Here is a 20,262-nt window from a genome sequence, read left to right as displayed (position 1 = left end):
GATTTAAAAAAGAACAAAAAAGCCCGCTTTAATAAAAGCGGGCCAGCCTACTCATAAAATATTATTTAGCGTTAAACAGTTCGCGGATGTCCTTCGCTTCCCAATGTGGGAAATGCTTTCTTACCAAAGTATTGAGATCACGCTCAAAGGCCGCCCAATCAGTGGTGGGCGTATCGTCTCCCTCTCGCTCGGCAACCGCGCGAATCATCCCCGCCCCGACTGTCACGTTGGTCAGCCGATCAATAATGATAAAGCTGCCGGTGCCTGGGCTGGTGCGATAATCATCCACCGGAATAGCTGCCGTAAGCTCCACTTCGCAACGGGCAATGGCGTTCAGCTCCAACGCGTCTGTTGTGTGTTTTTCCAACGTGTTGACGTCGACCTGATACTCAATGCCGCGTACCTGACCGGAAAGATCGCGCGTGGCAAGCTTGAAATCGTAAAGCTTGCCCGGCGTCAGCGGTGTTTCATGCATCCACACGATATCGGCGGTGAAGGCGTTGGAGAGCGGCACGTCCGCCTCGGCGCTTACCAGCCAGTCGCCGCGGGAAATATCAATTTCATCTTCAAGCGTGACGGTGATCGCCTGACCCGGGTAGGCCTCAGACAGATCACCATCGAAAGTGACCACACGCGCCACTTTGGAGGTTTTGCCTGAAGGCAGTGCCTTAACCGCCTGGCCTGGGCGCAGTACACCAGCGGCCAGCGTGCCGCAATAGCCACGAAAATCCAGGTTCGGCCGGTTCACATATTGCACAGGCAAACGCAGATCCGTCAGGTTCTGATCCCGGCTGATCTCGGTGTTTTCCAGAAGCTCAATCAGCGTCTCGCCGCTATACCATGGGGTCTGCTCGCTGCGGTTGACGACATTGTCGCCGTTGAGCGCCGACATCGGTACAAACCGGATATCGCTTGCCTGAAGGTTGGTGGCAAAGGCGCGGTACTCTTCCACAATCTCATTGAAGCGCTGCTCGGAAAAGTCCACCAGATCCATCTTATTGATGGCGATGACTAGGTGCTCAATCCCCAGCAGATCGGCAATAAAGCTGTGGCGACGCGTTTGGGTCTGCACGCCGTAACGCGCATCAATCAGGATAATCGCCAGGCTCGCGGTTGAGGCGCCGGTCGCCATATTACGCGTGTACTGCTCATGCCCTGGCGTATCCGCAATAATGAACTTACGCTTGTCGGTCGAGAAGAACCGGTACGCCACATCAATGGTAATGCCCTGCTCGCGCTCGGACTGCAGACCATCAACCAACAGCGCCAAGTCAACCGTGTCACCCGTCGTACCACTGGTTTTAGACGCTTGCGTGATTGCTGCCAGTTGGTCTTCAAATATCATTTTGGAGTCGTGGAGTAGGCGGCCTATCAGGGTCGACTTACCGTCATCCACGCTGCCGCAGGTAATAAAACGCAGCAGATCCTTGTTCTCATGCTCGTGCAGGTACTGCTCGATGTTGTCAGCGATTAAGTTAGATTGATGAGACATTAGAAGTACCCCTCGCGCTTTTTCTTCTCCATCGAGCCCACCTGATCGCGATCAATGGCGCGGCCACTACGCTCACTGGTACGGGTCAGCAGCATTTCCTGAATAATCTCCGGAAGCGTCGCGGCTTCAGACTCGACCGCGCCGGTCAGCGGGTAGCAGCCTAGCGTTCTAAAACGTACCGACTTCTCTTGGGGCACTTCACCAGGCGCCAGCGGTAAGCGGTCGTCATCCACCATGATCTGCATGCCGTCACGCTCAACAACCGGACGTTTGGCGGAGTAATACAGCGGTACAATCGGGATCGACTCCAGATAGATGTACTGCCAGATATCAAGCTCCGTCCAGTTGGAGAGCGGGAATACGCGAATCGACTCGCCCTTGTTGACCTTGGCGTTGTATACATTCCATAGCTCGGGGCGCTGATTCTTGGGGTCCCAGCGATGGTATTTATCACGGAAGGAGTAGACGCGCTCCTTGGCACGCGACGCTTCTTCATCGCGCCGGGCACCGCCAAAGGCGGCGTCAAAACCGTACTTGTCCAGCGCCTGCTTGAGCGCCTGAGTCTTCATGATATCGGTATATTTCGCGCTGCCATGGTCGAACGGGTTGATATTGGCCGCCCGCCCCTCTTCGTTGGTGTGCACGATCAGCTTCATGCCCGCCTCAGATGCCATGCGGTTACGAAACTCGATCATCTCGCGAAACTTCCAAGTGGTATCCACATGCATCAGGGGGAACGGCGGCGTACCGGGGTAAAATGCCTTGCGCGCCAGATGCAGCATGACCGAGGAGTCTTTGCCGATCGAATACATCATGACCGGGTTACTGAATTCAGCCGCCACTTCACGAATGATGTGAATGGACTCGGCTTCAAGCTGTTTTAAATGGGTTTGACGCGCGGCGCTGAGCGCGTCAGGCGCCTCACGCCGCGGCGTCGAAGAGAGTGTGGAGAACTGAGTCATGGTCTGCTACCTCACAAAACAAGCTGATTTTTATAAGCTTGCAGTACACGCTGAATTAAAACGTTATACGTTCGATTGTGGATAGAGTAACGCCGAGTCGATAATAACCCAAAAGAATTAATAACTATCTTTTTATTCTTTTATAAACTAACAGCCATAGAAAGGGCGATAACGCTATACATCAACACGCTCAATCCAGGTTTCCCATTGTTCACCCTGCAAATCCACTACCCGATAGCCGGGCCGCGAGGCTTCATCAATGGCAAAGGATGCAGCGCCAGGCATAAACTGATCTGACATTGCCGGGCAGCCGTATACCCCAATACGGTTTTCCGCGAACGCAAAGTGTTGGGCATGAGCCTGATGAGCATGGCCAAAAAGCACGGCTTTAACGTGAGGGTATGCGCTCAGCACCTGCCAGAAGGCTTCACGGTCCTTTAGACCAATGGCGTCCATCCATTCAGCCCCCACGTCGACCGGCGGATGATGCATGGCAATAAGCGTTGGTCGGTCATCCTCTTCCAGCTGCGCAGTTAATCTCAGAAGCTGCTCGCAACCCAGCTCACCATAAGGCTGGCCAGCCACCTGGGTATTCAGTAACAACATGCGCCACTGCTGCATATCGACTTCTTTCAGCAGCGGATGCTCGGCACGCATCAGCTCTATTTGATCGTGATTACCCGGCAGCCAGAACCAGGGGCATGGCAGCGAGGCCATCGCCTCTTTGACAAGCGCGTAGGAAGCTGGCGTTTCATCCTGGCTGACATCTCCGGTAAATACGATGATATCGGGGCGCTTGGCGGCAGCAGCAGCCAGTACACGCTGAAAATGTTGCCAAGGTACGCCCGCCCGGGAGCGTGCGCTGATATCTGCATGCAGGTGAGAATCGGTAATCTGCACTAGGCGCATTAACGCATCTCCGGCAGATCATAGGTATGCCCATGGGCCAAGCCATGCGCCAGCCACTCGCCCAGAAAGCGGTTTAGCTGGAGCTTTTCATCAGGCTGGTACATCCGTGCATTCGGATAGCGGTAGCGTCCGCTAAAGTGACGCTCGCGCTGAAAGTCAGTCACTTCTGCCATGCGCACATCGTGATAAAGATGCACACGCATACGCGGGCCATCCATGATCGCATCCAGAGGGCCACTTTGAGTAACATCCACCATGGTGGTATAAGGCGCCTGCTCTATGATGGTCAGCTGCAGATCGCCAAAATGGCGTTCTTCACTGCTTAACGCAATCTCACGGCGCTGACCGCTTTCCATATCGCCTACCAGGCGCAACAAGCGCAGGTAGTTGGCGCTACACTCTCCCTGAAGCGATTTTAAATCGGTGACGTAGGCTGTTCTCGCCATGCTCACTCCTCGTCGGTTTCGCTATGCATGAGCGCTCGCTGGGAGGCCGCACGCAGTGAGGCGCGCTGCCCCGCCAGCCAGTGCAACCCAATTAAACACATGGCGTTGTCGAGTCTTCCCTGGCCCAGGAGTTCCCAAACGGCAGGAAAAGCCACAACGTGTACGCGAATATCTTCATGCTCTTCATCCAGGCCATGAATACCGCCCAGCCCCTGGGTATTCACCAGCCCGCAAAAAAGCGTCACACGCTCATTGCAGGCGCCGGGGCTAGGATAATACGTATGTATCAGCGTCAGGGAGCCTACTTCACAGCCCGCTTCTTCCAAGGATTCACGCCGGGCAACGTCTTCGAGCGATTCATCTTTATCGACAAGACCCGCCACCAGTTCAAGTTTCCAAGGTGATACAGGATCATCAATCGCGCCTGCCCGAAACTGCTCGACCAGTACCAGTGCATCTCTTGCCGGGTCATACAGTAAGACACCAACGGCATCAAAGCGATGATGCACTTCGCGACGCATGGGCTTGCTCCATCCGCCTTCAAAAAGCCGATGACGGAGCTCCATGGCCTCTAAACGAAAAAATCCCTGATGAAGCGTCTCGCGTGCTGTCAGTTCAATATCATCACGATCAAATGGCGGCGCGCTTAACGATGAAGTTTCAGCATTGAATGCCATGCGGCACTCCCAGTAGTCACAATCCTCTATTATCAATGCTTGCCACTGGGAATGCCAATCTGGCCAAGAATGGAGTTATAGACGGTTCAGCATGGCCTGGGCTTCACGGCGTAGAGCCTCATCGGAAAGCTCGCGCTGCTGGCGAGGGGTGCCGTTCACGGCACGCTCTGCGTATTCTCGGGCCGCCTCGGTATTACCTTCATCAAGCAAGAATGCTGCGTAGTAGTAGTTGACGTCGATACCATCAGGACGAACCTCAACGGCGCGCTGAAACATCTGGCCGGCTTTTTCACTATTTCCAAAACTGATCGGCCGACCCGGTACGTTGTCGTATAGTGCGCCCAAGGTGACATAGGCTGAGCCGTTTGCACCTTGAGGGTCTAACGCAATGGCAAGCTCCAGAGCATCACGCGCATCGCCAGCCACACCCAACGCCCCCAACCCGCCGCGCTCACGTGCATAAGAGGCCAGGATGATTCCCTGCCAGACCAGCACTTCGGCTTGGTCTGCGTTCTCTTGTGCCAAAGCGGTAGCCTCACCCGCCAACGTTTTCAAAGTGCTTTCCCGCTGATTAGCTGGCAGATCGCTTACCGTATGCTCCCAGCGATTTTTCAGCGAGAAAAGCTCGCTCTCATAAGCGATAGCCGTTAAAGGTAGCAGCGCCAGCGCGCTGCCAAGTGCAGCAGCCACTAGTAACCGAGGAAGGGGGTATACGCGCATAACAATCTCCAGGATTATTTTTATCAACATACTTTATAGACATAGTGTTTATGTATTTATAAAGCCCACCTCGACAATGTAACGAACGTTTGAATGATTCGCTAGTAGACGCTGTATTTGGCATACTTTGCTTTTCATCACCGACGCTTGGCGCTTAAAGAAAAAAGGAGCCATAACGCCATGAAAGGCCGCAACATGACCCGCTGGCGCGACCCCGCCAAAGACCCGCGCCAGGCACCCAAAAGCAACCTGATTACCGCTGAAGGCGTCGCTCGTCTACGCGGCATTCTTGATCACCTCTCACGCGTGAAGCGCCCTGCGCTTTCCACCAAAGTAGGTGAAGCTGCCGCCCTTGGCGATCGCTCCGAGAACGCGGATTACACCTATAACAAGAAAGAGCTGAACCGCGTCATTGCCCGTATTCGCTACCTGACCAAGCGGCTTGACGAGTTGCAGGTAGTTGACCGCCTACCTGTCGATACCGGCAAGATATTCTTTGGCGCGTTTGTGAGCCTGGAAAATGAAGAGGGAGAGGCGCTTGAACTACGCATTGTGGGTCACGATGAGATTGATACCCAAAAGCGCTGGATCAGTATCGATTCCCCCATGGCCAAGGCCCTGTTAGGTAAACAGGTCGATGACGATGTAGAGGTTATGACTCCCAATGGGGAAGCGTTCTACACCGTGGTCGACATACGTTATGCACCGCTATAGCGACTAGTCCTTTAAGGCATAGTCAATAGTGGTTACTACTCGCACGCGCTTGGCTTGTGGCTTGTGGCGTGTAGCTATACAGCATCATAGCGGTAAAATGCCAGTTCGTCGGTAACCGAATATGGCAAGTGTGAGAAATTAGCAAGCTGGGTATCAGCGACTAACGAAGCCGCCAATACCTGCTTTTTTCTGACAACTGCTTTTTCTAACACCTGTGTTTTCTAGCACGTATGTTTTCTAGCACGTATGTTTTCTATGCCTGTACTACGCGCTGACTCTGCTCGCCCAAGCCATCAATGCCTAAACGCATGCGCTGGCCCTCCCGCAGATACACTTGGGGCTGTTGGCCCATACCTACACCGGGAGGCGTACCGGTTGAAATAACGTCGCCCGGCTGCAGACTCATAAAACGGCTTAGATAACTGATCAGGAAAGGCACTTGATACACCATGGTCTGGGTACTGCCATCCTGATAACGCTTGCCATCCACTTCAAGCCACATGCCCAATTGATGCGGGTCAGCCACTTCATCACGGGTTACCAGCCAAGGGCCTAACGGGCCAAACGTATCGCAGCCTTTTCCTTTATCCCAGGTACCACTGCGCTCAAGCTGGAACGCGCGCTCAGAGACATCATTCACGACACAGTATCCCGCCACATGAGACATGGCGTCGGCCTCGTCGATGTAACGACCGCCCTTGCCAATGATGACGCCAAGCTCTACTTCCCAGTCGGTCTTTTCCGAGCCGCGGGGAATTTCCACATCATCATTAGGCCCGCAGATAGCACTGGTCCATTTGTTGAAAATGACCGGCTCGGGCGGTACTTCAGCACCGGTTTCTGCAGCATGGTCTGAATAGTTGAGGCCAATGCAGATAAACTTACCTACCCGAGCTACACAGGGGCCCAAGCGGATATTGTCAGCGACTTCTGGCAATGTCGTTAAATCGGTATCGCGCAGCTGCTGCAACCCACCGTCGCTCAATACGTCGCCTGCAATATCATCCACGATGGAGGAAAGATCGCGTACTTTTCCCTCGCTATCCAGAATACCTGGCTTTTCCTGACCCGGCTGTCCAAAGCGTAATAATTTCATATTGTTATACCTCCTAAAAAATCAGTTAGCCCAGCCGCCATCAATTAATTGCGCGGTACCCGTAATGAACTGCGATTCATCGCTGGCCAGGAAAGCTGCCAATGCAGCCACTTCCTCTACTCGCCCTAACCTGCCCATCGGTTGGCGCGCAATAAAAGACGCTAACACTTCAGCCTCGCTGCGTCCTTCTTTATAGGCTTGTTCAGCAATACGCTGTTTCAATGAAGGAGACTCAACGGTACCAGGACAAATTGCATTGCAGCGAACACCTTGTGTCATAAAGTCGGCGGCTACCGACTTGGTCAGGCCGATGACCGCTGCTTTGGAAGCACCGTAAGCACAGCGGTTAGCAACACCTTTAACGCTTGATGCCAAAGACGCCATATTGATAATGCTGCCCCCGCCTTTTAACAACATACCGGGTAAAAAAGCCTGAAGGGTATAAAACATTGAGGTAACGTTCAGATCCATCGACCGCTGCCATGTCGCCTCGTCACATTCAAGTACCGTGCCGCCCGGCACCATACCTGCACAATTAAACAGTATGTCCAAGGCTGGCAGGGATGCGGCCAGATCATTGGTCGCTTGGCTATCCGTTACGTCTAAGCGATATGCTTCAACGCCGGGCATATCCTCCAAGCTGGCAATATCAATATCGGTGGCGAATACGCGTGCACCTTCGGCAACAAATCGCTCGACGCTTGCGCGCCCAATACCGTTCGCTGCGGCGGTGATTAATGCAGTTTTATTTTTAAGTCTCATGCGATGTCACGCCCCTAGAAATAGTGGGAACATACTTGAGGTGCAGTCATCCATATATACACTGGCCTGACCAACGAGCCGAGTATGGGCGCGAAACTTTGATCCTGGCAATCCTCAAAAGGGCCAATGCTCTCAAGGCAATCATGAACGAATCGTTAAGGCGATTGAAAATCGTGATCCGACTGCTGCTCGCCACGCGATAGAAGTCCATTTAGGCCATGTTCTAAATGTTTTCTTTGCCGAGTAAACATCGCTTCCAACCTAGGCATTAACGGCCTGATTTACCTGCCCCATAAACCCGGAAACGCCGGTTATCCGCAAGGGCTTCAAAGCTTCCAAAAGCGTCGGTCAGAAGGTCTGGGTAGGGCAAGAACGCATTCGCCACAATGATCAACCGCCCACGGTTGGCAAGACGCTCCGGTGCTTGGCGAATCAAGCGTTGACTGGGCCCGTAGCTAACGTCTCGCTCCTGGTGAAACGGCGGGTTGCTGATAATGAAATCATAGGTTTCGCTTTCCAACGCGCTATACACATCGCTTTGCAAAACCTGCCCATCGACTTTATTGGCCTCCAACGTGCGGCGCGTCGCCTCAACGGCAAAAGCGCTGACATCCACGGCGGTTACCGTGTGGCCCCGCTTGGCAAGCCAGGCACTGATAATGCCATCGCCACAGCCCATATCGAGAATACGCTGAGGCGTTTTGGGCAGTTCTTTTTCCAGGCTTTCCAATAGCAGCAATGTACCTTCATCCACCTTGCCATGACCAAAGACACCGGGGTGGCTGACAAGCGTTAAGCCCAATGCCTCAAAGCGCTGCCAAGCGGCTTGCAGGGTGTTCTCAAGTGCGATGGTGCGCGTGGCAAATAGTGAACAGCGCCGCGCGTTATCGCGCTTGTCACAAATCATCCCCCGCTCTGCGAGTACTTTAGGCACGCGTTTCACGCCGCCACTGTGCTCACCGACAATCTCAATGGCCGTACCCGCCGGTAGAACGTTGCATAACCCCTCAAGCCACCAAATACCTAGCTGATGCGCTTTGGGCCAGAACAGCACTACCTCACCGTGGGTAACGGCGTTTTCAGGCAGCGCGAAGGGGCTATAAGCTATCTTACCTGCGGCTTGCCACTCGCTTAGTACGCTCAGATCACTGCTGATAACGCCCGTGGATTGTGCGATTAACCAAGCGTCAACCGGTGGTGCCACAACCATAAGTGCCGTGTAGTCATCCTGTTGGCGTTCCAGCAATTGGCAGGCAGGCGTTTGGGCACTCATTGGGAAGCCTCCGGTTTGATCAACGTGTAAAGTAAATAACGACCCAGCCGCCAGTGCGGGTCTTGTTGGCAATACTTTTTTTCAAGCGCCAGCAGCGTTTCACGCTCTTTATCGCTGGAGGGTGGCTGGCGTAGGTAATCCTGAAACACGCGAATACCTGCAACACTTGCCACCTCAAGATTATTTTCCGCCCCCCACTCCACAATCTCAGCATGGGTTACTGGCGAAATAGGCGTTAAGCGCTGCCGCTTGCCCTTCCCTTCCAGGCGATCACTTAACGCTTTTTCCAAATTGCCTTTCACCGCGTTGGAAAAGCGCAGCGCATCGCGGTTAAACACCATCAGGCTTAACTGGCCGCCGGACGCAAGCAGGCTGGCCAGATGGGCAATCGCTGAGCGCGGATCGCCCAACCACTCAAGCACCGCATGGCAGGTAATCAGCGGCCAAGGGCCAGGCACTCTCACGCTTAAATCCTGTAGCGGAGCGTGCACGTAGGACATCGTCTCGCAAGGCAGCCGCTTAGCTTCACGGTGCCAGTGCCTGGCATATGTGAGCATATCCAGGGAGGGCTCCGCCATAGTGACCGGATGCTGCCGTTCAGCAAACCAGGCAGCCTGCTGGCCTAACCCACCGCCAACATCAAGCACGGGCTGATGGGCTAAATGCAGCATTTGCGGCAGCAGATAATCCAGCATTGCAAGACGCAGCTCGCCGCGGGGCGCTTGGTAGAGCGAACGCGAAAACTTGTCGACCAGACCGTCGAAGTAGCGGTCTCCGGCGTCGGTTAATTCATAGGTTGGATGCATGTATAAGGCCAGGCGGCGTCTTAAAGCCGCGTAGTTTACCCTGCCTGAGGGCGGAACGCTTGCAGCGGTAATTGATGCTGCCAGACATCTTGCTGCTCCAGTGCAGCAGCCAGCTGTAAGAGTTGCTTATCTTCACCAAACCGCCCCACTATTTGCACACCCACTGGCAAACCGTTGGCGGCAACATGCAAAGGCACTGACATGGCGGGCTGGCCCGTCAGGTTGGCCAATTGAGTGAACGGCGTGCGGCTAAGCGCATCTACCGCCAGGCGCTTTAATAAGCCTGCCTTTAGCGCAAGCGCCGATACCCCCGGAATTGCCAGAACAGACATTAAGCGTTCGCGTGTCGCTGACGGATAGAGTTCACCAATTTTGGGGGCGGTATCCGCCGTTACCGGCATCACCAGCGCATCAAAACGCTGATGAAAACGGCTCATCTGTTCAGCCGCCATGTGCCAATAGCGTTTGGCTAACTCGTAATCCTGCGCCAAAAGCTTGTCTCCCAACCGTCCGATAGCACGTGTGGAGGGCTCGACAGCCAAGCGTCGAACCGGCACGCCGGTTTGTTGGCTAATCCAGCGAAGATCCGCCGCCGAATGGCCAAGGTAAAGCGTAAGGTAGCTATTCGCCAGGGCTTCACCATCTACCGGCGGATCGCACCACTCCACCTCATGGCCCATTTCCATTAGCGCGACGGCCGCTTTATCAACCGCTGCTTTGACCTCCGGGTTTAATCGCGTGCCCAGGCTATGGCTTAAGGGCTCGCCCAGCGATACGGCAATACGTAACCGCTTGGGCGGTAACGCTATTGCTGCCATGTAGCCAGTCTCCCGGGACACCGGATAAGGGCCAGACGGCGCCATACCGTTCACCTGCTCCAATAGCGCCGCGCTATCCCGCACGCTGCGGGTCACTGCATGCTCAATGACCGCGCCTTGCCATACTTCGCCATGACCAGGAGCAAGCGGCACCCTGCCACGAGTGGGCTTAAACCCAAATAGCCCACAATAGCTGGCAGGGATACGAATCGAGCCACCGCCATCCCCCGCTAACGCTAAAGGAACGATCCCGCTGGCCACGGCTACGGCAGCGCCACCACTAGAACCACCGGGCGAATATCCTGCCCGCCAGGGATTCATAGGATGGGAAAAGGCTTTGGGTTCGGTTATTCCCATTAACCCAAGCTCCGGCGTCGCTGTCTGCCCAACCACGACCAGGCCAGCGGCTCTTGCGCGCTGGACGAGCAAAGCATCCTCTTTTGGGCACCATTGCAATAACGCGGCACTCCCAAAAGCCAATGGCTCACCGGCTAGCCCCATCAGCAGGTCTTTACTCAAGGTGGGCACCCCGCCAAAGAGCGCGTCATCGGCAACACGTTGGCTCTCTTTCCGGGCTTTCTCAAAACGCGTTCTGACGACCGCATGCAGGATAGGGTTCAGCGTTTCAATAGCGTTAAAGGCGGCCTCCAATACATCTTCACGACTTACTTCACGGCGGCGCATCAGTGCGGCCAAGCCGGTGGCATCGTACTGCTGGTACTCATGTAGCTGCATTGCGTTCGCCCATTATGCTTTTTTCCTAGCCTAGCAGAGGGCTGTGATTAATTTTTCTTAACGCTCTCATTTTCGCTGCGCTTTCTCACCGAGCCTTAAGACGTATTGCCTTTAAATTTAAAACTCACTATGTTGAGAAAAAGATTGGGAACGTTCCCATTGTTGTTGTTAAACGGATTGTTAAACGGATTTTCTATGCCCGTCACCTTATCCCGCGCCACGCTTATTGAAGTCGCCAAACTGGCGGGCACCTCCAAAACCAGCGTATCGCGTTTTTTTGGCCCAGAGCGTGAGCGGCTCACGCCCAAGCTTCAAACACGCATCGCAGAAGCCGCTGACACCTTGGGCTACCAGCCCAACTTAATGGCACGGGGTCTCAAAGGCGGTGGTTCACGTCTGCTGGGGATGTTAGTAGCTGATATCCGCAATCCTTTTTCAGTGGCCGTTGTTCACGGCGTAGAGCAAGCGGCTCGCGCGCACGGTTATTCGTTGATCGTCTGCAATACCGATAACGACCCGGAGCAGGAGCAGCAGCATTTACGCCTGCTGACGGCCTATCAGGTAGAGGGCTTGATTATCAATGCCGCCGGGCAGCCTGAAGCACAGTTGCAGGCAATAATGCGCAGTGGCGTTCCATTGGTACTGCTTGACCGCGACATTCGCCAACTCGATGCCAATGTAATTGGGCTCGATAACGCGTTGGCAATTGATATGGCACTGGAGCATTTGGTGCAGCAAGGGTATCGCTCGATTCTGTATGTTAGTGAGTCTCCCGCTTATGCCAGCGCCCGCCAAGAGCGGCTGCAGCGCTTTACTCAACAGGCAGCCACCTTAGGGGTAAAGGGCCAGACACTAATACTGAGTAATTTAGCGGCTCACGCGCCAACGTTAAAAGCATTTGCCAAGCACTCTGTTTCAGGCCCTGGCGCCGTGCTGTGCGCTAACGGCAACGTTACGCTCGCCATGACGCGCCGCTTTCAAAAGCTGGGTATCGCCATAGGCCCAACCGGTTTAATGGGAATTGACGAACTGGAGTGGTGCGAGCTGATAACCCCCGGCATTACCACCCTGGCTCAGCCTACCGATGATATCAGCCACGCTGCGGTCAGCTATTTGCTTAACCAGCTTAACGGCTCAGCGCAGGCATCACCTTTGAGCTACCGCCACGCCCCGCGCTTACAGGTCCGCGGCAGCACAACTTTTAAGCACGACCCAAAACACGTTTAAATAAGAGAATAACTCGATGCCACATATACCAACCGCCTCTCCCCAGATACTCACCTTTGGCGAAGCCATGGCCATGTTGGTGGCCGATTTACCGGGCGACCTGGCTGACATAGACCACTTTCATCGCCGCTTGGCAGGCGCCGACAATAACGTCGCCATTGGCCTTTCGCGCCTGGGTTTTCACGTTGGCTGGTTGAGCCGAGTAGGCACCGATAGCCAGGGTCGATTTATTCAGCAGGCCTTAAAAGGCGAAGGTATCGATGATCGGTATATTCATCTTGATGAGCACCACCCCACCGGGCTGATGTTCAAGGAGCGCGCCGAGGGCGGCGCCGATCCACGGGTTGAGTATTTCAGGCGCGGCAGTGCCGCCAGCCACTTAAGCGTTGAAGATGCCGCTTCCATCGACTTCCAGTCCCTCACTCACCTGCATGCTACCGGCATTACGCCAGCGCTCTCCGAAAGCGCCCTGGACTTAACCCGCCACTTGATGCAACAGGCACGCGAAAGCGGCGCCAGCATTTCTTTTGATCCCAACTTGCGCCCTTCTCTGTGGCCCAGCGAAGCTGTCATGCGTGATACCTTAAATGAGCTGGCGAGCCTCGCTGACTGGGTACTACCGGGACTTTCCGAAGGGCGGCTTTTGACCGGCTGTGAATCGCCCGAAGCGATTGCCGACTTTTACCTCGCCCGGGGTGCCAAGGCCGTTATCATCAAGCTGGGGCCAGAGGGCAGCTATTACCGCGGCACCCTTGGCGGCACGCTAGAAAGCTTTCTGGCTCCCGGCCAGCCGGTCGCGGAAGTAGTCGATACGGTCGGCGCGGGGGATGGTTTTGCCGTGGGCGTGATTAGCGCTTTACTGGATGGCCTTACACCGCAACAGGCTCTAAATCGCGGTAATCTGGTAGGCGCTCAGGCCATTCAGGTCATTGGCGATATGGAAGGTTTGCCAACCCGGGATAAGCTTCGTGAGCTTGAGCAGTAGAACCCGTTAACGCCTCATTTAATAAAAATATCAACACAACAGGAGACAATATGAAAAAGAATATCATGGTAATGGGTCGGCTCAGTGCCTCTCAAGAAGCAGAGTTAGCACAGCATTTTACGTTACTTGAGCATTCAGGCTCACTGGATCTGGCCCAACCGGGTGTGCCTGAGGTTCTCTCCAAAGCGCACGGCATTATCGGCTCTAGTCTACCCGTAACGCCCGAGCTGCTGGATGCGGCACCTGAACTTGAAGTTATCTCTACGGTCTCTGTAGGTTACGACAGCATTCCCGTGGATGAGCTGACCAAGCGCGGCATCATGCTTTGCAACACCCCCGATGTACTCACCGAAACAACGGCTGATATTGGCTTTGCACTTATCATGGCGGCTGGCCGACGCATGATCGAGCTTGCGGAAGTAGTCAAACAAGGCAAATGGCAGTCCGGTATTGGCCCTGATTTATACGCCAACGATGTACATGGCAAAACGCTTGGCATGGTCGGATTTGGCCGTATTGGTGCGGCAATTGCCCGACGCGGCGCGCTGGGCTTTGGTATGCCCATTCTTTACTCCAACGCTTCACCGAAGCCGGAGCTTGAAAAAGAGCTGAGCGCAAAGCGCTGCGAACTAGAGACGCTTTTGGCAGAATCCGATTATGTATGCATTACCGTGCCCCTCACCCAAGAGACGGAAAAACTGATTGGCAAGCGTGAGTTCTCCTTGATGAAGCCCTCAGCTGTATTCGTCAATATCGCGCGCGGTAAAGTAGTTGATGAGGCAGCCCTGATAGACGCCTTGAAAAACAACACGATTCGAGCAGCCGGCCTTGACGTATTCGAGCAGGAACCCCTTCCCGCCTCATCACCGCTTCCCCATATGCATAACGTGGTCGCGTTACCGCATATTGCCTCAGCCACACATGAAACCCGCCAGGCAATGGCCCAACGCGCCGTGGATAATATCCGTTTAGCGCTCCAGGGTGAACGTCCTATCAATGTCGTTAACGAAACGGTGCTTAATGAATAATTTCCTCTCTTCGCCTACACCACTTTGTCTGCTGTTTGACTGCGATGGCACACTCGTCGATAGCGAAATTTTACTCGCTGAGGTGCTTGGAGAAGTCTTGCCTGAGTTCGGCTTGCCGTTTTCAGCTCGGCAATATATGGAAGAGTTTCGCGGCATTCGCTTTTACACCATTGTCCAAATGCTTGAAGAGCGTTTTGGCGTATGGGTAGAAGATAAATTTCCGGCACTGGAAGCACAAATGCGCGCCCGTATGGAAGCGCGTATGCGCGCTCAACTTGAGCCGATAGCGGGCATTCCTGAAGCACTGGCAGCCTTAAACGCCTACCCCAAGGCGGTGGTGTCCAACGGACCAGAGCGCAAGATTCGCTGCGCGCTGGAAAGCACGCGCCTAACACAGCACTTCGGGGAGCAAATCTTTAGCGCTTATACGCTGAACGTGTGGAAACCCGACCCCGCGCTCTATCTTCAGGCAGCCTCAGCAATGGGCTACGCCCCCGAGCAATGTATCGTGATCGACGATGCAGCCGTGGGTGTAGAAGCAGGCTTGGCCGCGGGTATGCACGTTATCCATATCAACCACTTCCCCGAAGAGGAAACCACGCCCAAAGGCGCGATTGGTATACAGCATGCCCATGAACTACCTGGCGCGATTGCCCGCCTTGATACAAAAGTTACTGTTTAGCACTGAGAGCTGTATCAACGCTGAAAAGTGAAGGTTACCGATGAAACAACCGAGGTTTTGATACAGCAACCCTGTTGATATGCACGGCAGTTGAAGGGAGTGACACGATGAAGCTATTTTCGCTGCACGGCCAGATCGCCATGGTGACCGGCTGCAATAAAGGACTGGGCCAAGGTATTGCCCTGGCCCTAGCCCAAGCAGGCGCTGATATTGTCGGCGTTAGCCGCCGCCCTGCCGATGATACTAAGCACCAAGTCGAAGCCTTGGGACAGCGCTTTTACACGGTTGAGGCGGAGCTTGGCCAGCATGCGCCAAGCGAGATCGTGAGCCAGGCCATCGTACAAGCGGGCAAGCTGGATATCCTGGTCAACAATGCTGGAATTATCCGACGGGCACCGGCCATTGAGTTTTCCGAAGAAGACTGGGACGCCGTGCTAGACGTTAACTTAAAGGCCGCGTTCTTCCTGGCTCAACACGTCGCCAAGCATCTTATTGAGCGCCAGGCACCCGGCAAGATTGTCAATATCGCCTCATTGCTCTCTTTCCAAGGCGGCATTCGCGTTCCCTCTTACACCGCCAGTAAGAGTGGGCTTCTAGGCCTTACTCGCCTGCTGGCCAATGAGTGGGCTGCCCACGATATTAACGTGAATGCGATCGCCCCTGGATATATGGCAACGGATAACACCCAAGCGCTTCGCGACGACCCAGAGCGCCATGACGAAATACTGGGCCGTATACCGGCTGGCCGCTGGGGAACGCCTGACGACTTGGCGGGCGCGGTCATCTTTCTATGCTCCGATGCAGCTCGTTATGTTCATGGCCACACGCTAGCGGTGGATGGCGGTTGGCTTGCACGCTAAAAGCAGGTAGCCAAGTGCTCTTTAACGTTTAAGCCATTATCGACTAACAGTACTGACGCCTCATAAAAAGCCCCGCTGACCCATTAAATCAGCGGGGCTTTTTGTTCTTATAACAATGGCTTACTCTGCAGTTAGCTGGCGCACAGCGAGCTCCACGCCACGCAGCTCGGCAAGCCCGCGCATGCGGCCATAAAGCGGGTAGCCAGGCGCGGTTTTACGCTGTTGATCGTCAAGAATATGATGGCCATGATCAGGGCGTAACGGCAAACGTGCCCCACCCTCTTTTTCACGGCGACGCTCTTCTTCCACCAGCGCTTTTATCACGCCGACCATATCTACATCACCGGCAAGGTGCGGTGCTTCGTGGAACGAACGTGGATCCGCCTCGCGCTTTGTAGCACGCAGGTGGATAAAGTGAATATGCGGAGCAAAATGGCGCGCCATGGCAACCAGGTCGTTATCTTTACGAACACCATAAGAACCGGTGCAGAACGTTAGACCATTGGCCGGACTGGGCACGTGATCCACCACCCACTGAGCATCCTCATGAGTTGACACCACACGCGGCAAGCCCAGAAGCGGCCGGGGCGGGTCATCCGGATGGATCGCCATACGAATGCCGACTTCTTCAGCCACTGGAATAATTGCCTGTAAAAAGTAGCCAAGATTTTCGTGCAGCTTTTCAGCATTAATCTCGGCATACTCCGCCAGCACATCCCGAAACTGCTCCAGCGTATAGTGCTCTTCAGCCCCAGGCAGTCCAGCGATCAGTGTGGTCACCAGCTTGTCACGGGCGGACTGATCAAGCGTCTCCAGGTAGCGTTGCGCCATATGCTTATCTGCTTCGCTATACTCAGCCTCGGCCCCTGGCCGCTTAAGAATATAGAGATCAAAAGCAGCAAACGCGGTGTGATCAAAGCGCAGCGCCAGCGCACCATCCGGCAGTACATGGACGAGATCCGTGCGCGTCCAGTCGAGCACCGGCATAAAGTTGTAGCACACCGTGTCGATGCCACAGGCCGCCAAATTACGCAGCGTTTGGCAGTACGTTTCAATCAACGCGTCACGCGTCGCAAGGCCCTGCTTTATCGCTTCATGAACCGGCACGCTTTCAACCACCGACCAGCTTAGCCCAACGGCCTCAATCATGGCTTTACGCGCTTGAATCGCCTCGACCGGCCATACCTGATCGTTGGGTATTTCATGCAGTGCCGTCACAATACCGGTTGCGCCAGCCTGCCGGATTTCTTCAAGGTGTATCGCATCGTTAGGGCCGAACCAGCGCCAGGTATGCTCCATAAATCACTCCCTATTCTTCGATGCCTAGCGTTGCGAGCGCAGCGTTTAACCCGTCTTGAGTCAAGGCGCGATAAGCTACTAGCACATCGTCAACAAATGGCTGGTTCGCCGCCAACGCCGGCGGTACGACCTCATCAATGGCTAAAAATGCGTTTACCAGCTCGACCGGGTGGCCACCGTGAGTCTGGTGCAGCTCAGCAAACTGTTTTGCCATGGGATCATCGACAGCATAAGGCTTGCCATTTAGCTCTTGCCCATCGGTGTAACGAATCCACGCAGCCATCCCCAGCGCCACACATGGGGATGGCTGCCCGGCACTGGCCCGCTCAAGCGCTCCACTTAACCAGCGCTGGGGTAATTTCTGGCTACCGTCCATGGCAATTTGCTGAAGCCGGTGGCGCAAACTGTCATTTGCAAATCGCGCCAGCAGTGAATCCGCGTAGGTAATCAAGTCTGTGCCTGCGGGCATTTCAAGCGTGGGAGCAGCTTCTTCAAGCATATAGCGGCGTAATAGCGCACGCAGCGGCGCGTGGCTGACACCGTCAAAAACCGTTTCAATACCTTCTAACGCGCCAAGATAGGCGAGCAGTGAATGGCTGCCGTTCAGCATACGCAGCTTCATGGTTTCAAACGGCGCTACATCGCTTACCATCTCGACGCCTTCGGTTTCCCAGCCTGGCCTTCCCAGCGGGAAGTGATCTTCAACCACCCATTGTGAAAAAGCTTCACATACCACGGCATTGGGGTCGTCGACGCCCAGCTCGGCAAGGCGCTCGAAGTCAGCGTCGGTCATCGCGGGTACAATACGGTCAACCATTGAGCTTGGAAACGCTACCTGCTCTGCTATCCATTGAGCCAGCTCTGCACTACGCTGTTCGGCAAGGCGCACAACCGCCATTCGGGTGCGCTGTCCGTTATGGGGCATGTTGTCACAAGAAAGCACGACAAACGGCTCAATACCCGCCTTATGACGTCTTGCCAACGCTTCTACCAACAAGCCAGGCGCCGTACGCGGCTGCTGAGGTGAGGCAATATCGCCCGCCACCATAGGGTCATCAACCCTCAATTCGCCGGTAGCCGGATTAAGAAAGTAGCCCTTTTCGGTCACGGTCAACGTGACAATACGAGTACTTGGGGCTGCCATTCGGGCAAGTAGCGCTTCTCTATCGCGCCCCCAATTGCCCGAGGCATCACGGCCTGAAAAGAGCGTCTCCTCGATCACGCCGATTTCACGTAGCGTAAGCGTCTGGCTGTCGGCATATTCCGCTACCTGATAGCGGTAGCCAGCCTTTTGCAGGCTATCCACCAGACCAACGCTTGAGCGGAGATTCGCGCTGCACACGCCCCACTCACCATCACCACTGCGCTGCCGGTAGCGCTCAAGATAAACCGCCTGATGGGCGCGATGAAACGCCCCCAGACCAAGATGAACGATACCGACTTGGCCGGTTTGCGGCGTTGCATTAATACGTTCTATGGGCATGCCTAGTTACTCCCCATCAGCAGATTGGGTAGCCAGAGTGAGATGGCTGGCACGTAGGTCACAAGCATCAACACCGTCAGGTTGCATAGCAGGAAAGGCACAATCGCGCGGGCGACCGACAGCATGGGCAACTTGCCGATACCGGCCACCACGAACAGACACACGCCAACAGGCGGTGTGGTCAGACCAATCATCAGGTTAAGTACGGCAATCACTGCAAAGTGCACCGGGTCCACGCCAACACCAGTGGCTACACCCACCAACGCGGGGAACAAGATAATCAGCGCAGCGATGGTTTCCATGAAGGCGCCGACAAACAGCAGAATCAGGTTCAAAATCAGCAGTACGATCAGCGGGTTTTCGCTGATGGAGAGAATCAACGTGGCGATCATCTGCGGGATCTGCTCACTGGTCAGGATCCAGCCGAACAGGTTGGCAAGGCCCACCATCAGCAGCAGCGCCGAGGAGGTCAGAACGGTATCCACCAGAATGGACGGCAGTTTGCGCCAAGTAAGCCCCTTGTAGACATACATGCCGACTACCAGCGCGTAGACACAGGCCACAATCGAGGCCTCTGTCGGCGTAAAAAAGCCGCCGATGATGCCGTAGAGAATGATGACGGTCATCAGCAGCGCCCAGAACGCCGTCTTGGCTTCGCGCAGAAGCTGCAGGACCGGCACACGCTTCTCCTTGGGATACCCCCGGCGAACGGCCAGAATGTAAACCGTCACCATCATGGCAAGGCCCATCAGAAGCCCAGGCACGGCGCCGGCCAGAAACATTCGGCCAACAGAGATACCGCTCAAGGAGCCCGCGATGATCATCGGCACGCTGGGCGGAATGATCGGCCCAACGGTGGATGAAGCGGCGGTGACCGCGGCGGCAAACGGCTTGTCGTAGCCCGAGCGCGCCATGCCGGGAATCATTACCGAGCCAATACTCGCCGAGTCCGCCACGGCGGTGCCAGAAATGCCGCCAAAGATCATCGAGCCGCCCACGTTGGCAAGGCCCAGCCCGCCGCGAATATGGCCCAGCAGCGCATTGGAAAAGCGCACGATGTGCTCGGTAATATTGCCCACGTTCATCAAGTTACCGGCCAGCACGAAGCCCGGGATACACAGCAGAACGAAGGTGTCGATGCCCGCGTACATGCGCTGGGGCACGATAGTCAGCGAAATGCCTTCCATCAGCAGATAGGACATCGAGGCAATGCCGAGAGCAAAGGCGATGGGCATGCCCACCACCAGCAGTATCAGAAAAACGCTGAATAAAATGATGACTTCCATAC

20 protein-coding genes and 1 pseudogene are annotated in these 20,262 nt (G+C 55.0%); 7 read left to right on the top strand and 14 right to left on the bottom strand.

The annotated features are described in order from the left end of the window. Nucleotides 1-61: 61 nt before the first annotated feature. From cysN to ELY38_RS17200, 6 genes are all read right to left on the bottom strand, one after another. Nucleotides 62-1,492, bottom strand: a complete 1,431-nt coding sequence (gene cysN, locus ELY38_RS17225; protein WP_127063399.1) for a sulfate adenylyltransferase subunit CysN — start codon at nucleotides 1,490-1,492, stop codon at nucleotides 62-64. Further along, on the bottom strand, nucleotides 1,492-2,454 hold the full coding sequence (gene cysD, locus ELY38_RS17220; RefSeq protein ID WP_127063398.1) for a sulfate adenylyltransferase subunit CysD: 963 nt from the start codon (nucleotides 2,452-2,454) through the stop codon (nucleotides 1,492-1,494). Before cysD ends, cysN begins: the two co-directional genes overlap by 1 nt. 174 nt (nucleotides 2,455-2,628) lie before the next feature. Then, nucleotides 2,629-3,363, bottom strand: a complete 735-nt coding sequence (locus ELY38_RS17215; protein WP_127063397.1) for a metallophosphoesterase — start codon at nucleotides 3,361-3,363, stop codon at nucleotides 2,629-2,631. Beyond that, entirely contained in the window at nucleotides 3,363-3,809 is a 447-nt protein-coding gene (locus tag ELY38_RS17210; protein ID WP_127063396.1) for a DUF1249 domain-containing protein, read from the bottom strand. The genes ELY38_RS17215 and ELY38_RS17210 overlap by 1 nt, the downstream gene beginning before the upstream one ends. Nucleotides 3,810-3,811: 2 nt before the next feature. Further along, entirely contained in the window at nucleotides 3,812-4,486 is a 675-nt protein-coding gene (locus ELY38_RS17205; protein WP_127063395.1) for an NUDIX domain-containing protein, read from the bottom strand. 75 nt (nucleotides 4,487-4,561) lie between these two features. After that, nucleotides 4,562-5,206, bottom strand: coding sequence for a hypothetical protein (locus ELY38_RS17200; protein WP_127063394.1), 645 nt, complete (start codon nucleotides 5,204-5,206; stop codon nucleotides 4,562-4,564). Between the two features lie 180 nt (nucleotides 5,207-5,386). Between ELY38_RS17200 and greB the strand changes: the two genes are divergently transcribed. After that, nucleotides 5,387-5,920, top strand: coding sequence for a transcription elongation factor GreB (greB, locus tag ELY38_RS17195; RefSeq protein ID WP_127063393.1), 534 nt, complete (start codon nucleotides 5,387-5,389; stop codon nucleotides 5,918-5,920). Between the two features lie 253 nt (nucleotides 5,921-6,173). On the opposite strand, the gene ELY38_RS17190 is transcribed toward greB, so the two are convergent. Together ELY38_RS17190 and ELY38_RS17185 are read right to left on the bottom strand one after the other, a co-directional pair. Continuing rightward, nucleotides 6,174-7,016 (bottom strand): fumarylacetoacetate hydrolase family protein, encoded by an 843-nt coding sequence (locus tag ELY38_RS17190; protein ID WP_127063392.1) that lies wholly within the window; start codon nucleotides 7,014-7,016, stop codon nucleotides 6,174-6,176. A gap of 21 nt (nucleotides 7,017-7,037) precedes the next feature. Next, entirely contained in the window at nucleotides 7,038-7,778 is a 741-nt protein-coding gene (locus tag ELY38_RS17185) for an SDR family oxidoreductase (RefSeq protein WP_127063391.1), read from the bottom strand. Between the two features lie 94 nt (nucleotides 7,779-7,872). Between ELY38_RS17185 and ELY38_RS17180 the strand changes: the two are divergent. After that, nucleotides 7,873-8,025 (top strand): annotated as a pseudogene (locus ELY38_RS17180) (FCD domain-containing protein); the annotation flags it as partial. A 21-nt stretch (nucleotides 8,026-8,046) separates the two neighbouring features. Here ELY38_RS17180 and ELY38_RS17175 read toward each other — a convergent pair. Genes ELY38_RS17175 through ELY38_RS17165 form a run of 3 tightly spaced genes read right to left on the bottom strand, consistent with a single transcriptional unit; the run spans nucleotide 8,047 to nucleotide 11,410 of the window. Next, on the bottom strand, nucleotides 8,047-9,051 hold the full coding sequence (locus ELY38_RS17175) for a methyltransferase (RefSeq protein WP_127063390.1): 1,005 nt from the start codon (nucleotides 9,049-9,051) through the stop codon (nucleotides 8,047-8,049). After that, nucleotides 9,048-9,857 (bottom strand): methyltransferase domain-containing protein, encoded by an 810-nt coding sequence (locus ELY38_RS17170; RefSeq protein WP_127063389.1) that lies wholly within the window; start codon nucleotides 9,855-9,857, stop codon nucleotides 9,048-9,050. Before ELY38_RS17170 ends, ELY38_RS17175 begins: the two co-directional genes overlap by 4 nt. A gap of 35 nt (nucleotides 9,858-9,892) precedes the next feature. After that, nucleotides 9,893-11,410: an amidase gene (locus tag ELY38_RS17165; RefSeq protein WP_127063388.1), complete on the bottom strand. Its 1,518-nt coding sequence runs from the start codon at nucleotides 11,408-11,410 to the stop codon at nucleotides 9,893-9,895. A gap of 195 nt (nucleotides 11,411-11,605) precedes the next feature. Here ELY38_RS17165 and ELY38_RS17160 point away from each other — a divergent pair, with 195 nt between their 5' ends. The 5 genes from ELY38_RS17160 (at nucleotide 11,606) to kduD (ending at nucleotide 16,192) form a co-directional block, all read left to right on the top strand. After that, nucleotides 11,606-12,637 (top strand): LacI family DNA-binding transcriptional regulator, encoded by a 1,032-nt coding sequence (locus tag ELY38_RS17160; RefSeq protein ID WP_127063387.1) that lies wholly within the window; start codon nucleotides 11,606-11,608, stop codon nucleotides 12,635-12,637. Between the two features lie 16 nt (nucleotides 12,638-12,653). Beyond that, entirely contained in the window at nucleotides 12,654-13,622 is a 969-nt protein-coding gene (locus ELY38_RS17155) for a sugar kinase (protein WP_127063386.1), read from the top strand. A 50-nt stretch (nucleotides 13,623-13,672) separates the two neighbouring features. Continuing rightward, a complete protein-coding gene (locus tag ELY38_RS17150) occupies nucleotides 13,673-14,650 on the top strand; it encodes a 2-hydroxyacid dehydrogenase (protein ID WP_127063385.1) in 978 nt (325 codons plus the stop codon). After that, complete coding sequence (locus ELY38_RS17145; protein ID WP_127063384.1) at nucleotides 14,643-15,332, top strand: HAD family hydrolase; 690 nt, start codon at nucleotides 14,643-14,645, stop codon at nucleotides 15,330-15,332. Before ELY38_RS17150 ends, ELY38_RS17145 begins: the two co-directional genes overlap by 8 nt. Before the next feature lie 107 nt (nucleotides 15,333-15,439). Next, complete coding sequence (kduD, locus tag ELY38_RS17140; RefSeq protein ID WP_127063383.1) at nucleotides 15,440-16,192, top strand: 2-dehydro-3-deoxy-D-gluconate 5-dehydrogenase KduD; 753 nt, start codon at nucleotides 15,440-15,442, stop codon at nucleotides 16,190-16,192. A 120-nt stretch (nucleotides 16,193-16,312) separates the two neighbouring features. Here the strand turns inward: kduD and uxuA are convergent, their stop codons facing one another. From uxuA to ELY38_RS17125, 3 genes are read right to left on the bottom strand one after another with little or no spacing between them, the layout of a single operon-like run. Further along, nucleotides 16,313-17,491 (bottom strand): mannonate dehydratase, encoded by a 1,179-nt coding sequence (gene uxuA, locus ELY38_RS17135; protein WP_127063382.1) that lies wholly within the window; start codon nucleotides 17,489-17,491, stop codon nucleotides 16,313-16,315. Nucleotides 17,492-17,501: 10 nt separating this feature from the next. Then, nucleotides 17,502-18,974, bottom strand: a complete 1,473-nt coding sequence (locus tag ELY38_RS17130) for a mannitol dehydrogenase family protein (protein ID WP_127063381.1) — start codon at nucleotides 18,972-18,974, stop codon at nucleotides 17,502-17,504. 2 nt (nucleotides 18,975-18,976) lie between these two features. Further along, nucleotides 18,977-20,260: a TRAP transporter large permease gene (locus ELY38_RS17125; protein WP_127063380.1), complete on the bottom strand. Its 1,284-nt coding sequence runs from the start codon at nucleotides 20,258-20,260 to the stop codon at nucleotides 18,977-18,979. Between the last annotated feature and the right edge of the window lie 2 nt (nucleotides 20,261-20,262).

The organism is Vreelandella nanhaiensis (genome assembly GCF_003990185.1).
Lineage (GTDB): Bacteria > Pseudomonadota > Gammaproteobacteria > Pseudomonadales > Halomonadaceae > Vreelandella > Vreelandella nanhaiensis.
This window is presented reverse-complemented; position numbering and strand designations above follow the sequence as displayed.

Bases quoted from the DNA above. Each gene is read 5' to 3' on its own strand.
- cysN (WP_127063399.1), bottom strand. From the start codon at position 1,492: ATGTCTCATCAATCTAACTTAATCGCTGACAACATCGAGCAGTACCTG.
- cysD (WP_127063398.1), bottom strand. From the start codon at position 2,454: ATGACTCAGTTCTCCACACTCTCTTCGACGCCGCGGCGTGAGGCGCCT.
- ELY38_RS17215 (WP_127063397.1), bottom strand. From the start codon at position 3,363: ATGCGCCTAGTGCAGATTACCGATTCTCACCTGCATGCAGATATCAGC.
- ELY38_RS17210 (WP_127063396.1), bottom strand. From the start codon at position 3,809: ATGGCGAGAACAGCCTACGTCACCGATTTAAAATCGCTTCAGGGAGAG.
- ELY38_RS17205 (WP_127063395.1), bottom strand. From the start codon at position 4,486: ATGGCATTCAATGCTGAAACTTCATCGTTAAGCGCGCCGCCATTTGAT.
- ELY38_RS17200 (WP_127063394.1), bottom strand. From the start codon at position 5,206: ATGCGCGTATACCCCCTTCCTCGGTTACTAGTGGCTGCTGCACTTGGC.
- greB (WP_127063393.1), top strand. From the start codon at position 5,387: ATGAAAGGCCGCAACATGACCCGCTGGCGCGACCCCGCCAAAGACCCG.
- ELY38_RS17190 (WP_127063392.1), bottom strand. From the start codon at position 7,016: ATGAAATTATTACGCTTTGGACAGCCGGGTCAGGAAAAGCCAGGTATT.
- ELY38_RS17185 (WP_127063391.1), bottom strand. From the start codon at position 7,778: ATGAGACTTAAAAATAAAACTGCATTAATCACCGCCGCAGCGAACGGT.
- ELY38_RS17175 (WP_127063390.1), bottom strand. From the start codon at position 9,051: ATGAGTGCCCAAACGCCTGCCTGCCAATTGCTGGAACGCCAACAGGAT.
- ELY38_RS17170 (WP_127063389.1), bottom strand. From the start codon at position 9,857: ATGCATCCAACCTATGAATTAACCGACGCCGGAGACCGCTACTTCGAC.
- ELY38_RS17165 (WP_127063388.1), bottom strand. From the start codon at position 11,410: ATGCAGCTACATGAGTACCAGCAGTACGATGCCACCGGCTTGGCCGCA.
- ELY38_RS17160 (WP_127063387.1), top strand. From the start codon at position 11,606: ATGCCCGTCACCTTATCCCGCGCCACGCTTATTGAAGTCGCCAAACTG.
- ELY38_RS17155 (WP_127063386.1), top strand. From the start codon at position 12,654: ATGCCACATATACCAACCGCCTCTCCCCAGATACTCACCTTTGGCGAA.
- ELY38_RS17150 (WP_127063385.1), top strand. From the start codon at position 13,673: ATGAAAAAGAATATCATGGTAATGGGTCGGCTCAGTGCCTCTCAAGAA.
- ELY38_RS17145 (WP_127063384.1), top strand. From the start codon at position 14,643: ATGAATAATTTCCTCTCTTCGCCTACACCACTTTGTCTGCTGTTTGAC.
- kduD (WP_127063383.1), top strand. From the start codon at position 15,440: ATGAAGCTATTTTCGCTGCACGGCCAGATCGCCATGGTGACCGGCTGC.
- uxuA (WP_127063382.1), bottom strand. From the start codon at position 17,491: ATGGAGCATACCTGGCGCTGGTTCGGCCCTAACGATGCGATACACCTT.
- ELY38_RS17130 (WP_127063381.1), bottom strand. From the start codon at position 18,974: ATGCCCATAGAACGTATTAATGCAACGCCGCAAACCGGCCAAGTCGGT.
- ELY38_RS17125 (WP_127063380.1), bottom strand. From the start codon at position 20,260: ATGGAAGTCATCATTTTATTCAGCGTTTTTCTGATACTGCTGGTGGTG.